This window comes from Lacihabitans sp. LS3-19 (genome assembly GCF_024343575.1).
In the GTDB taxonomy this organism is placed as follows: Bacteria; Bacteroidota; Bacteroidia; order Cytophagales; family Spirosomataceae; genus Leadbetterella.
The window spans coordinates 108,410-121,337 of record NZ_RJUA01000007.1 but is presented as its reverse complement, the minus strand read 5'-3'; the positions used below and the strand labels follow the sequence as shown (position 1 = coordinate 121,337).

The 12,928-nt window shown below is 35.4% G+C and carries 11 protein-coding genes; 6 read left to right on the top strand and 5 right to left on the bottom strand.

Translation table 11 applies throughout. From position 1 onward, the window contains the following. Positions 1-340: 340 nt before the first annotated feature. The 4 genes from EGI22_RS08560 to EGI22_RS08545 all read right to left on the bottom strand — a co-directional run bounded on the left by EGI22_RS08560 (position 341) and on the right by EGI22_RS08545 (position 6,874). On the bottom strand, positions 341-3,709 hold the full coding sequence (locus EGI22_RS08560) for an efflux RND transporter permease subunit (RefSeq protein ID WP_255067815.1): 3,369 nt from the start codon (positions 3,707-3,709) through the stop codon (positions 341-343). Positions 3,710-3,774: 65 nt separating this feature from the next. Next, positions 3,775-4,923 carry an efflux RND transporter periplasmic adaptor subunit gene (locus tag EGI22_RS08555; protein ID WP_255067765.1) on the bottom strand — a complete coding sequence of 383 codons (1,149 nt, stop codon included), beginning with the start codon at positions 4,921-4,923 and terminating at the stop codon, positions 3,775-3,777. Positions 4,924-4,930: 7 nt separating this feature from the next. Continuing rightward, positions 4,931-6,271: a TolC family protein gene (locus EGI22_RS08550; protein WP_255067764.1), complete on the bottom strand. Its 1,341-nt coding sequence runs from the start codon at positions 6,269-6,271 to the stop codon at positions 4,931-4,933. A gap of 6 nt (positions 6,272-6,277) precedes the next feature. Further along, a complete protein-coding gene (locus EGI22_RS08545; protein ID WP_255067762.1) occupies positions 6,278-6,874 on the bottom strand; it encodes a TetR/AcrR family transcriptional regulator in 597 nt (198 codons plus the stop codon). Positions 6,875-7,185: 311 nt separating this feature from the next. Here EGI22_RS08545 and EGI22_RS08540 point away from each other — a divergent pair, with 311 nt between their 5' ends. Genes EGI22_RS08540 through EGI22_RS08530 form a run of 3 tightly spaced genes read left to right on the top strand, consistent with a single transcriptional unit; the run spans position 7,186 to position 9,616 of the window. Then, positions 7,186-8,208: a quinone-dependent dihydroorotate dehydrogenase gene (locus EGI22_RS08540; protein WP_255067814.1), complete on the top strand. Its 1,023-nt coding sequence runs from the start codon at positions 7,186-7,188 to the stop codon at positions 8,206-8,208. Continuing rightward, positions 8,205-8,930 carry a bifunctional demethylmenaquinone methyltransferase/2-methoxy-6-polyprenyl-1,4-benzoquinol methylase UbiE gene (gene ubiE, locus EGI22_RS08535; protein WP_255067760.1) on the top strand — a complete coding sequence of 242 codons (726 nt, stop codon included), beginning with the start codon at positions 8,205-8,207 and terminating at the stop codon, positions 8,928-8,930. The genes EGI22_RS08540 and ubiE overlap by 4 nt, the downstream gene beginning before the upstream one ends. Next, positions 8,903-9,616: an outer membrane beta-barrel protein gene (locus EGI22_RS08530; RefSeq protein WP_255067759.1), complete on the top strand. Its 714-nt coding sequence runs from the start codon at positions 8,903-8,905 to the stop codon at positions 9,614-9,616. The genes ubiE and EGI22_RS08530 overlap by 28 nt, the downstream gene beginning before the upstream one ends. Here EGI22_RS08530 and EGI22_RS08525 read toward each other — a convergent pair. Next, the gene (locus EGI22_RS08525) at positions 9,591-10,355 is read right to left on the bottom strand and encodes a copper homeostasis protein CutC (RefSeq protein WP_255067758.1); all 765 of its coding nucleotides are present in this window, start codon (positions 10,353-10,355) and stop codon (positions 9,591-9,593) included. The genes EGI22_RS08530 and EGI22_RS08525 overlap by 26 nt on opposite strands. A 161-nt stretch (positions 10,356-10,516) precedes the next feature. On the opposite strand from EGI22_RS08525, the gene EGI22_RS08520 reads away from it, so the two are divergent. From EGI22_RS08520 to EGI22_RS08510, 3 genes are all read left to right on the top strand, one after another. Continuing rightward, positions 10,517-10,738, top strand: a complete 222-nt coding sequence (locus EGI22_RS08520) for a DUF2795 domain-containing protein (protein ID WP_013409416.1) — start codon at positions 10,517-10,519, stop codon at positions 10,736-10,738. 112 nt (positions 10,739-10,850) lie between these two features. Then, positions 10,851-11,513, top strand: coding sequence for a helix-turn-helix domain-containing protein (locus EGI22_RS08515; RefSeq protein WP_255067756.1), 663 nt, complete (start codon positions 10,851-10,853; stop codon positions 11,511-11,513). Positions 11,514-11,615: 102 nt separating this feature from the next. Next, positions 11,616-12,899 carry a porin gene (locus EGI22_RS08510; protein ID WP_255067754.1) on the top strand — a complete coding sequence of 428 codons (1,284 nt, stop codon included), beginning with the start codon at positions 11,616-11,618 and terminating at the stop codon, positions 12,897-12,899. Positions 12,900-12,928: the final 29 nt, after the last annotated feature.

Here is a 12,928-nt window from a genome sequence, read left to right as displayed (position 1 = left end):
ACTGATAATAAAGATTTTAAATTGACAAAATGTATGATTTAACAAATAACCATCAAATAAAAAATTAAGCACCGTTCTGCGAAGGCTCCGACCTTCGTACGTGTGTATTTCGGTCTTTGACCTAAGTAAGCATAGTGTATTTTAGCATTTTATTTGAATATTATTGTTGCGACAAATCATTTATTCTGTGGCTACAAGCCGCAATACGCACGTACGAAGGAAATATCCTTCGCACAGCTGGGTTGGGAGATTTTATAAACTATTAATTGAAACATTCAACCCCAAAAAAAGACCTCCCAAGCTATTTGAGAGGTCTTTTTGTATTATAAGGATGCTAAGCTTATTTAGCTCCCCAAAGTTTTACTTTGGCTCTTTCGTTTAAGTAATATAAACAAGGGATGATTATCAAAGTTAGAATAGTAGAGAATATCAATCCAAATATGATGGTCCAAGCCAAGATATTCCAGAATACTGCACTATCGCCGCCTACTGTAACAATCCAGTCAAGATTGACAAATAATGCTCCAAAGTCAAACGCTAGACCCAAAGCCAATGGTATCATACCAAGTACGGTTGATGATGCCGTAAGCAATACGGGAGTCAAACGAGTAGAACCACCCTCAATAATCGCATCTTTCAGGCTATAGCCTTTGGATTTCATCTCATCTATAAACTCAATAATCAAGATACCGTTTTTCACAACTATACCCGCCAAGGCTATTATACCTACGCCAGACATGATAACTGAGAAAGTCTTACCTGTTATCAAAAAGCCTAATAACACACCGATTAAACTCAAAATGATGGTCACGAAAATAATCATAGGCTTAACGATAGAGTTGAACTGTGCCGCTAGGATAAGGTAAATCAAAGCAATGGCCAATAAAAATGCCGTTGATAAGAAACTCATAGCTTCTTGCTGCTCCTCTTGCTCTCCACCTTGGCGTATTTTGTAACCAGATGGCATCTCTATCTGTGCTAAAACATCAAAAATTTGTTTGTTGATATCTGTTGCCTGAGTCGCAAATTCCGGTGTAACATCTGAACTGATCGTTACGATACGCTCATTGTTCTTTCTGTTTATTTGGCTAAACGTACTTGAATAACTCACATTGGCCAATGACGAAAGCGGTACGTTTCTCAATACACCGCCCATGTTCATGTCACGGTAGGTGATGTTCATAGACAGTAATTTGTCTATGCTATTTCTGTCTTCAGGTTTCAGTCTCAACTGTATCGGATACTCGTCTTTGTTATCTCTGAATTTCGAGATTTCGGTTCCAAACAAGGCCGTTCTTATAGCTCCAGCTATTTGAGCCGAACTTACACCCTCTCTCGAAGCCTTGTTTCTGTCAATATTCACCACTATTTCAGGCTTATTTGTTACCAAATCAGATTTTAATTGGTCAATACCTGGTATGTTCGATGCGTTGACTTTGTCAATCACTTCTTTTTGGATCTCCATTAGCTTTTCGAAGTCTTCACCTACCACTTCTATCGTAATGGCTTTTCCGGTAGGAGGGCCATTTCGCTCTCTTTCTACAGAAATTTCGGATCCAGGTATGCCGCCCAATGCATCTCTAAACTTGGTCAACATTTCGGCAGAAGATATCTCTCCTCTTTCACTTTTACTTACAAATGCCACCGTCACCTTAGATTTGTTTGGCGTAGGGGCACGGTCAGGGTTAAAAGGGTCTCCCGCGTTTTTACCAACGTTGGAAATCACCGAGTTTATAGCTCCTTCAGCTTTGTTCTTTTTGATAACATCAAAAACTCTTTTTTCTATTTCAAGTGTTACCTCATTCGTTTTTTTAGCATCTGTACCCACAGGAAGTACATTGTAGATATAAACATAATCAGGATCACCACTAGGGAAGAAAATCACATCAGGTTTTAGAATTCCCATTAAAACAAACGTGAATATCAACAAACCAAAAGTGGCCAATGTTACCCAAAGCGGTCTTAAACCTGTCAAAATCCATGATATCAGATTTTTATAAGATTGGATAAGACGTGGCAAGAGTTTTTCTTGAAAAGGAATAATCAAGTGCGGCGTAAGGATGAAATGGTTGAAAACATAAAGGATAATCAACATTACCATTATATTTCCTACACCTAAGAAAAGGTCAGTTTTACTGATAAAGTATATCAAATAACCCAATGCTGACAATGCCCCCATTACGATTAATGCTTTTTTACTTAGCCCTGAATTGTCATCTTCATGATCACGTTTCATGAATGTAATAGCGAACACAGGATTCATCACATAAGAAACCACCAAAGAAGCCGAAAGTGTAAATATTAACGTAAACGGCAAATATTTCATAAATTCACCGACTATTCCTGGCCAAAACAATAGGGGGAAGAAAGGGGCAATCGTTGTTGCTGTTCCCGCTAAAACAGGTACAAATACCTCCGAAGCAGCAATTTTTACAGATTCCTTGATGTCTAGGTGTTTATATTTGTTAAAAATCCTATGAGAGTTTTCTATAACCACGATGGCGTCATCCACCACAATACCTAAGCCTAATAAAAATCCAAAAAGCACGATGGTGTTTAAGGTAAAGCCCATTAACATTAATGGATAAAATGCCAAAAGAGCAGATAGCGGAACCGAAAGACCCACAAAGATTGCATCACGCACGCCCATAAAAAACATCAAAACCATCACCACAAATATAAAGCCCATCACAACGGTATTGATTAGGTCGTTGATGTCTGCTTTGGTTCTTTCTGAAGCATCGGCCGTAATTTTTAACTCTACATTGGCAGGAAGTCTATTTTCTTTGTAAGTATTAAGTATCTCTTCAATTTTTTCTGAAGCAATAATCAAGTTCTCTCCACCTCTTTTTATTACGTTTAGAGTAATAACAGTTTTGTTGTTAAGTCTTGCAAAATCCTGTTTTTCAGCATTGGAGTCTATAACTTCACCTATTTCACTTAGTCTTGCAGTTGCACCTTGTCCCGATCGAATGATTACATTTTTAATATCATTCAAATCTACAAATTCACCTTTTACTCTGATGGTACGTCTTACGTCATTTACGTTTAAGTCACCACCTGAAATATTCACATTTTCATATTGAACAGCATTCTGAATATCTCCAAAAGTAATTCCATACGCTTGCATTTTTTGCAAATCCAAGTTGATCTGAATCTCTCTGTCCAAGCCACCCACTATATCTACACGGGTGATTTCTGGCGTAGCCTCTATCAATTCCTGAATGTCTTCTGCATAGCCTTTTAGTTTTTCTAGAGATACATTCCCAGCTATGTTGATGTTCATGATAGGAAACTCAGAGAAGTTTACCTCAAGAGCAGTAGGGTCTTGGGTCAAGTCCTTTGGTAAATCTTTTTTGGCTTTATCTATGGCAGATTTAACACGCTCTTTGGCCACTTGTACATCTACGTCGGTATCAAATTCTACCAGAATAATAGAAATATCCTGCAATGCGTTTGATTTAACTCTTTTTACTCCTTTTTCAGATTTTATCTGATTTTCAAGAGGTTTATTGACGAGGTTCTCTATGTCTGAAGGAGCCGTACCAGCATAAACCGTGTTTACATAGATTTGTGGAACCACAATCTCTGGAAACTGCTCTTTTGGTAGGTTTTTGAAAATATTGTAACCTGTAACAGTTATCAATCCAATAATCAAAAATATTGTTGTACGGTTATCACCTAACCAACCTATCAAATTATAAATCATACCCTTTTTAGGGTGCAATTCGTCATATTTATCTAATTCTTCCATAATTTTCTATCGGTTGATTTTTAATAATTAATCAATTGACCATCAACCACTTCTTGGTATCCTTCGGTTATGATTCTATCGCCAGCTTGTAAGCCTGAGGTAATCTCTACAGCACCATTGTAGCTCAAACCTGTTTTTACTTCTCTCGCTCTTGCTACTTTGTTTTTACCTTCTTCCACAGCCACATAAACCAATTTACCTAATTCTGTATTTTGGATATAGTTTTCTGGTATCACGATAGCGTTACCACGACTGATGTCATTGATCATCAATTTTGCTGTAAGATTAGGCTTAAGTTGTTTGTCAAAACTTGGTATATGAGATTCTACCACAAAAGTTCTTGAAACAGCGTTTACACTTTGGCTCACAAAACTCAATGGAGCTTTGATAGATTTCTGAAGATCTGGGAATGTAATTTCTACTGCGTCTCCTTTGCTGATAGTTCCTGCATAAGTATCTGGTACATTTGCCGTAACTTTTAGATTGCTGTAGTTTACAATTCTCAAAATTCCCAAACCTGGCGAGGCCATTTCGCCTGCTTTTAATCTTACCTCATCCACATATCCAGAGATGGGCGACACAACAGTGTTCATTGCATCTTGCGACTTTAGCGTTGTGATTCTTCTTTCGAGAGATTCAACAGATGTTTTGGCTTGGATTAACTGTATCTCGGTACCTATTTTTTGATCCCAAAGATTTTTTTGTCTTTCGTAAATGGTCTTTGCCGTTTCTAATTGTATCAAAACTTCTTGAATGCTATTTCTAAGAATAGAATTGTCAATAGTTGCGATTTTTTGGCCTTTATTTACAAAATCTCCTTCTTTCACAAACACATTAGTAATAGCTCCGCCAGTTTGCGGGCTGATGAATTGGTTGTTTACCGCTTCAACTCTTCCAGTAGCCTCTACGTAATGTTGAAATGTAGATGGCGTAACAGTAGAAACAGTTACTGTTTTGACTTTCTCTACTTTTAGAGGCTCCATTTTTTCTATTTCTGACAGTAGGGTTTTTATTTTTGTGGCTATTTCAGCCTCATTTTTTTTCAACTCTGCCAATTGGATTTTCTTTCCTACCAAGGTATTGTCCTCTTTTTTGCCACAACCCATTGCCACAAACATTAGGGCCAATACTAGCAATATTCCGCTTTTTCTTTTTGTAAAATTTTTCATCTTGTGATTAGTTTTTTAATAATTTACCTTGAGCTTTATCAATATCTACTTTTGCAATCAACACATCATACAATGCACTGAAATAATTATTTTGTGCTTGTTTTAAGTCCGACTCCGCATTTATAACTTCTAAACTTGAACCAAGACCTTGTTGAAACTTAATTTTTGAAACTCTTAATATTTCAGCTGCTAAATCCATGTTTCTAACTTGTACGTCTAATGCTTCAAAACCATTCTTAAGGTTTGTCATCGCTTGTTCGTTTTCAAGCTTTACTGACTCTTTCAGGATTTCAAGACCATTGTCAAGCTTTATGATGTTTAATCGTTGGCGTTCTACTTGGACTTTTCTTACACCTGAGTCATAAATCGGAATCCTAACACCTAATGTGAGAGCAGAGGACCCAAACCAACGTTGAAAAGGATTAAAGACAATATTGCTATGTCCCGCACCTAAACTTCCGCTGAAAGAAACAGAAGGAAACACACCTTTTTGGATTCTCTCCATATTTAGCATGGTCAGTTTTCTATTTGTTTCAAGTTGGTTGTACTCAATTCTGTTTTTTATGTCTACTTCCTCAGATCTTATTCCTCTTAACATTTTCACATCATCCACATTCAATTTTTCTTCCAGTTTAATAGTAGAATTTATTGGATAGGACATTTGGAATTTTAAAAGCTGATAAGTAAAGCTTATCAAGTTTTGTACTTTTTGTTTTTCTGTCAAAAAATTATTTCTCTGTACTGTTAATCTATCTACGTCTATTTTTTCGGCAAAACCTTGTTTAAAAAACTGATCCGTTTGAAAAATCATCGAATCCATTCTCTCTAAATTAAGGTCAAGCAAAATAGCTCTTTGCTCAGCCACTAAAACTGAATAATAAGCCTTTCTAACATTTTCTACCACAGTCAACTTCGATTTTTCAACATCCTGATTCGCCATTTGTCTATAAGTATCTGCTGCCCTTAGTCCAACTAACCATGTGGCATCAAATATCAACTGATTTAGTCCAATCCCAGCTTGACCGCCCCATGGCACACCAAATTTTACTTTGGCAACCTCACCTTCTGCCGCCTGAGGATTAAAAGTTTTTGCCGCAATCAACTGCGTAGGTACAATGGCATTGTAAGTATAGCTAAACTGCCCATTGATTTGAGGCATCCCAGCGTACTTTATCTCCTTTATTTGTAGTTCTGCATCTTGAATTCCCACTTGTGCATTTTTGATGGTATTGTGGTTTTTCAAGGCATAGTCTACTGCTTCATCTATTGTGAAGCTAGTTTGTGCGATGGTTTTTGCTCCAAAAACCAATATCGCCATAAGCGTAAATAATAGCTTTGTTTGTTTCATAAAAAATTAAATTGCTAAACGTGTTTTTTCATATAATTCAAGTCCTTGTGGTGTTACTATGCCTCGTATAAAATGGTCTATACTTTCGAGTTGTACATTCAATAGATTATACACTTTAGGCGGAAAAAGATCCATATTGAAAGCTAAATCGACTAATTCTACTCTTAATTTTGCCAAAATATCTACATTGATATCTGCTCTGTAAAGTTTTTCTTGAATACCATTTACTAAATTCCGTTTTACGATATCTAAAAAACCGTTTTTAAACTCCACATATTTTGCCCAAGAAGAGGGGTGGTATTTTTGCATATCAAAGAACAAAACTCCGTTTACGTTCTCGAGCATTTCACGCATCATTTTGGTAGAGTACATCATTTCCTCAATCGGATTCTTTGATATGTCATAAATCTCATTGGTTTTACAAATTTGATTTGAAAGTGAATGTTCCGTCACTTTTTCTACCAAATCGTCCTTGTCGGCGAAATAATGGTAAATTGTTTTTTTCGAAATACCGAGTTCTTTGGCAATCTCGTCCATGGTGACGCTTCGGATTCCGAAACGAAAAAACATAGACTCCGCCTTTTCGATTATTCTTTGTTGCATATCGGTAAAAACTTAGGAAACTTTCAAAAGGTTCAAAGTTTTTATAATTTTTTTTATTTGCAACTTCTAGGCAAAAATCTAAATATTTTGATATTTCAAAATCATAAAAATATAAGTAGTTTATTTTCAGCTATGAATGGCTTTGTTTATTTATTTGGAAATAAAAATTAAATTTATTAAAATGGTATTTTTTCAAGATATAATTTAACTTATCAAAAACAAATAAGGTAATTTTTTTTCCACAATTCCCTTATTTGCCATTCCAATGTTTTAGAATTAATTTTGTGATATAAACCGGTTTTTATTTGTCTTTGTATAAAAAAATAGTTTTTCCAGTCCTTTCTCAGTTTGACCCAGAGCGTATTCACTACTTCGCCATGGGAGCTTTGACTTTTGTTTGTAAAATTCCTGGCTTCAAAGCTATTTTGAGGAATACTTTTGAAGTAAAAAGTCAAAGTCTGCATCGCAATTTTCTTGGTTTAGATTTTAAAAACCCCGTTGGTTTAGCTGCTGGATTTGATAAAAATGCACGATGGATTGACGAGTTGGATGTTTTAGGGTTTGGGTTTATAGAGATAGGCACCGTAACTCCCAAGTCTCAAGAGGGTAATCCGAAACCAAGGCTTTTTAGATTGAAACCTGACGAAGCCTTGATAAACAGAATGGGATTTAACAACGGTGGCGTAAAAGAAGTGGTTGAAAATCTAAAAAAAAGAAATTCAGAAATAATAGTCGGTGGTAACATTGGCAAAAACAAGTTGACCGAAAATGAAGACGCTTTGAGTGATTATTTGATAGCGTTTAAAGGTTTGGTAGATTATGTTGACTATTTTGTGGTAAATGTTTCTTCACCCAATACGCCAGGTTTAAGGGATTTGCAAGAGAAAGAGCCATTGAAAAAAATATTGAGTGCTTTACAAATCGAAAACCAAAAGCATCAAAAGCCCGTTTTACTAAAGATAGCTCCAGACTTGACAAATTCGCAGCTGGATGATATTGTAGAAATAGTAACTGAAACCAAGATTTCGGGGGTGATTGCCACAAATACCACTTTGTCTAGAGAGGGTTTAAAAACACCGGCTCAGAAAGTGCAAGAAATTGGAGCAGGAGGCCTTTCAGGTAAACCTTTACGGAATCGGTCGACCGAAGTCATTCGGTATTTAAGTGAAAAAAGTCAAGGTAAATTCGGAATAATAGGAGCAGGAGGAATATATACGGCGGAAGATGCCAAGGAGAAATTAGAAGCTGGTGCCAGTCTGATTCAAGTATATTCGGGATTTGTATATGAAGGACCAGCAATTGCCAAAAACATAAATAACAAACTAAAAAAATGAGCGTAGTACCTTACAAAGATAGTAGCGATAGTAAAAAAGAGCAGGTAGCGGAAATGTTTGACAGTATTTCTGGCAAATATGATTTCTTGAATAGGTTGCTAAGCGGAGGCGTAGATATATACTGGAGAAAAAAAGCTCTGGGAATGATAAAAGACAGACCCAATAATCTTGTACTTGACATAGCTACAGGCACTGGAGATTTGGCAATAGAAGCCAATAAAATCTTAAAGACTGATAAGATAATTGGTGTAGACATATCAGAGGGTATGTTGAAAGTCGGTAAAGAAAAAATCAAAAACCTTGGTTTAACTGATAAAATCGAACTCCAAATGGGTGATTCGGAGAAATTGTTGTTTGAAAACAATACTTTCGACACGGTTATCGTTTCATTCGGTGTACGTAACTTCGAGAATTTGCTCAAGGGCCTTACGGATATGTGCAGGGTGTTAAAACCTGGCGGAACATGTCTAGTGGTCGAATTTTCGAAACCATCAAGTTTCCCATTTAAACAATTCTATTGGTTTTACTCTACTAAGATTTTACCTATTATTGGCAAATTGGTGTCTAAAGACAGCTCAGCATATACTTATTTGCCTGAGTCTGTTAAAGCCTTTCCAGACGGTAAAGCCTTTTTGGATGTTTTCGAACAAGCTGGTTTTAAAGAAACCTCAGTAAAAACCCTTACTTTTGGTATATGTTCAATCTATTTAGGAAAAAAATAGTATTTGTAGTGAGTTTTGTATGTTTATCTGCTCAAGTGATTGGACAAATACACACAAAGTTTCAGCCTGATTATGACAATAAAAAAGTCCATTTTGGATATTTTCTTGGCATGGCAAATACCAATTACATTGTAAAATTCAACAAATCGTATTTGGCAGATGTAAATGGCCAAAAAGTTTATGCTATAAGTTCTCCATCATCTACGGCCATAAAAGCAGGAGGATTGGTAAATGTCTACATAAATGATTATTTTGATTTTAGGTTTTCTCCACTTTCGGTAGCCATTTATTCTCGAAAATTACTTGAAAATGATTCAATAGCTCATAATCAAGAAGATAAAGCTTGGTTTGAGATACCGCTTCAGATTAAATATAAATCCGAAAGGAGGAATAATTCGCGAATGTTTATTTTCGCTGGTGCAAAATACGGTTTTGAAACTAATATAGTAAGCAAGAGAGATGGCGTAAGTAAAGTCAATAATTTTTCTACAAAGACCAGTGACTTTTCTATCGAATATGGCATGGGTCTGGAATTGTTCAGAGAATATTTTAAGATTACACCAGAACTTCATTTCTCGCATGGCATAAAAAACATGGTAAGTCCAGGAAACAACAGATCGAGTTTTTTAAGTTATGTCGATAAACTAAAAACACATTCAGTTACCCTTTATTTAGTATTTCAATAAGCTCTGTTCCTTGTTTTATTAAGTTCAAGTCAGCTTCGTAAGTGGCATATTCGTCCGCATTTTTATCTCCCATTTGTATTTTTTCGTTTCTGTAGAGCATTTGGCTTGGAATACTTTTTTTAGCAGAAAAATGAAAAGCATCCACTCCTGCTTCAGATATTTTTAGGATATTGCTTGGATTGACTCCACTTCCAGCCATTATATTTATTCGGTTTGCGGCAGTGGCTTTGAAATCTCTTAAGTTTCCTAAACCTTCAAGAGCTGTTGGATACTGGCCTGATGTTAAGATGTTCTCTATACCCAAACTGATGAGCTGCTCAATAGCCATAAGCGGGTTTTTACACATATCTATCGCTCTATGAAAGGTGACCGGAAAGTCTCCGATGGCATCTAAAAGTCTACTTGTTTTTTCTAAATCTATATTTCCGGTTTTATCCAAAGCTCCTATTACAAATCCCGCTGGTTTTATTTCTTTTAGAATTTTAATATCAGTTAGCATGACCTGCATTTCTTCCTCATTGAAATAAAAGTCACCACCTCTAGGCCGAATCATCGTATAGACAGGTATTGAAACTTCGCTTAAAACAGAGGAGAGAAGGCCTGCTGATGGAGTAGTACCCCCTTCTGGCAAACTACCACAAAGCTCTATTCTATCTGCTCCACCTTCATGGGCAGTTTTTGAGGATTTTAGACTGAAACAGCAAATTTCTAATACTTTTCTTGGTGATTTTTTTAGCATTTTTGAAAAATTAAATATCTGAAAATAAGGCAAATAAGGTTAAAGATGTTTTTTTATTGGAATTTATGACAATTTTTTATACTAATTGCGTTTTAGTGTCAAAGTTTTTTTTACTTTTGCAGCCAAATTTAAGGATTTTTTTAACTAAAACGAGTGGGAATATGTACTGGACACTAGAACTAGTTTCTTATTTGGAAGACGCCCCATGGCCAGCAACTAAAGACGAATTGATAGATTTTTCTATAAGGTCAGGAGCACCAAATGAAGTAATTGAGAATTTGTCGGAGTTGGAAGATGATGGTCAACCTTATGAAAATATTGAGGAGATTTGGCCTGATTATCCTACCAAGGAAGACTTCTTCTTTAATGAAGACGAATATTAATTGTATTCTCTGATTTAATAAATTAAAACACCTCTAATTGGGGTGTTTTTTTTGTGCCAATTATCAATTATATTTGAAGATACTTGATCTAAATTTCAAGTAAGAATGACCTATGGATTTAAAAACGCTCAAACTTTTGGTAAGGCAAGGTGAAGGCCAGCAACTTGAATTTAAGTTGAAGAGCAATCACCCTGACAAAATCATGAAAGAGATAGTGGCTTTTGCTAATTCTGATGGTGGACTACTGATTTTAGGTGTAGCTGACAACAAAGAACTTATTGGATTAAAATATGCTGACGAAGATGAGTATATCATAACAAAAAACATCGAAAAGTACATTTTCCCACCGATTGCATATAATTTGGAACGGATCAGGCTAGAAAATGAGAAAGAAGTACTAATATATAAGATTCTTGAAAGTAATATAAAACCACACTATCTTGACTTGACAGGAATAGCCGAAGAACGAAAAGTTTATGTAAGAAATGCTGATAAGTCGATACAAGCTAGCAAGGAAGTTAGGGAAATTTTGAAAGGTCAAAACAAACCCAAAGGTTACAAATTTGCTTACGGCGAAAAAGAAAATAAGCTTCTAAAATATTTGGATTTAAACGAAAAAATCACGGTTTCTAAATTTGCGGAAATTGCGGAAATTAATAAAAAAGTGGCTAGTAGAACCTTGATATTGTTGGTTTTGACAAATGTTTTAAAAGCCGAACCTCGTGAAATAGAAGACGTATTTGTGATAAATAATGAGCCAAGAATGAAAATTTAAAAAAATTATCATTGGTTTTAATTTCAGTTTTTGGAATAATTCACATTTATTTCAAAATCTAATTGCATAATTTTGTATTGTATTTTACCAATATGAAATTAAATGAAAAAAAATCTACTAGGGATGCTTTTAATCGCATGCTGTTCTTTTGAGGTATTTTCACAGGAAAAAGGAGCCCTTATGACTGCTGACACAACTAACATGAAAATGCTATTTTCTAAACTTAAAAAAATAGAATATGTTGGTTTTTCGGGTTATATGCAGCCTCAGTTTCAAATAGCTCAAACGCCTGGGATTAAAAGTTTCAACGGAGGCAATTTTCCAACAAATATCAATAATCGTTTCATGTTGAGAAGAGGACGATTGAGAATAGATTTCGCCAGATATACAAAAGACAACATGCCCAAAGTTAATTTAGTTTTTCAATTTGACGGGACAGAACGTGGTTTTTTTATTAGAGACTTTTGGGGTAGGGTATATGAAAACAAGTTGAATTATTTTTCCCTAACTACTGGTATGTTTGCAAGACCTATGGGCTATGAAATCAACCTTGGTTCATCAGATAGAGAATCTCTAGAAAGGGGTAGAATGTCACAAATTCTAATGAAAACAGAACGAGATTTGGGAGCAATGGTTAGTTTTGAGCCAAAGGGAACTACCGATTGGAGAAATCATGTAAAATTTGATTTTGGGGTTTTTAATGGAACTGGGCTTACTGCAACGACTGATATCGATAGTCACAAAGATTTGATTTCTAGGCTTTCTTTAAAAAGCACGAAAATTGGCAATAATTTAATTCTTTCGGGTAGTATTTCTGGACTTTTTGGTGGGTTTTCTAATAGGAGTCAACAAGCATATCAGGTTAGCTCCAATAAAGAATTTGAATTAGGTTCAGCTATCAAAGTTGCTCCAAGACAATATCGTGGAGCAGACTTTCAGCTCAAGATTCCAAATAGAAACAAAATGTTCACCGAGATAAGGGCTGAGTATATCGTTGGAAGACAATCTTCATCGGAAAATACCACAGAAACGCCTGCCACTTTACCAAACTTGAACGGTATACCAACTCCTTTTTATATTCGAAAATTTGACGGTGCTTACTTTTATTTTTTACAAAATTTTATAAACCCTAAAAACCAGTTTGTAGCTAAATATGATTGGTATGACCCCAACAAAATGCTATCTGGAGATGAAATAACTGACAAAGTTTCATTAGCGGAAATAAAATTCAATACGCTAGGTTTAGGTTATATTAGATATGCAAATGAAAATCTAAAATTCGTGTTTTATTACGAAATGCCTAAAAATGAAACTACCCAAAAGAAGGAATACACGTCGGATTTGAAAGACAATTTATTTACTTGTAGAGTACAATATAGATTTTGATAATTATTTGTTTTTTCAAAGAGCGAGGC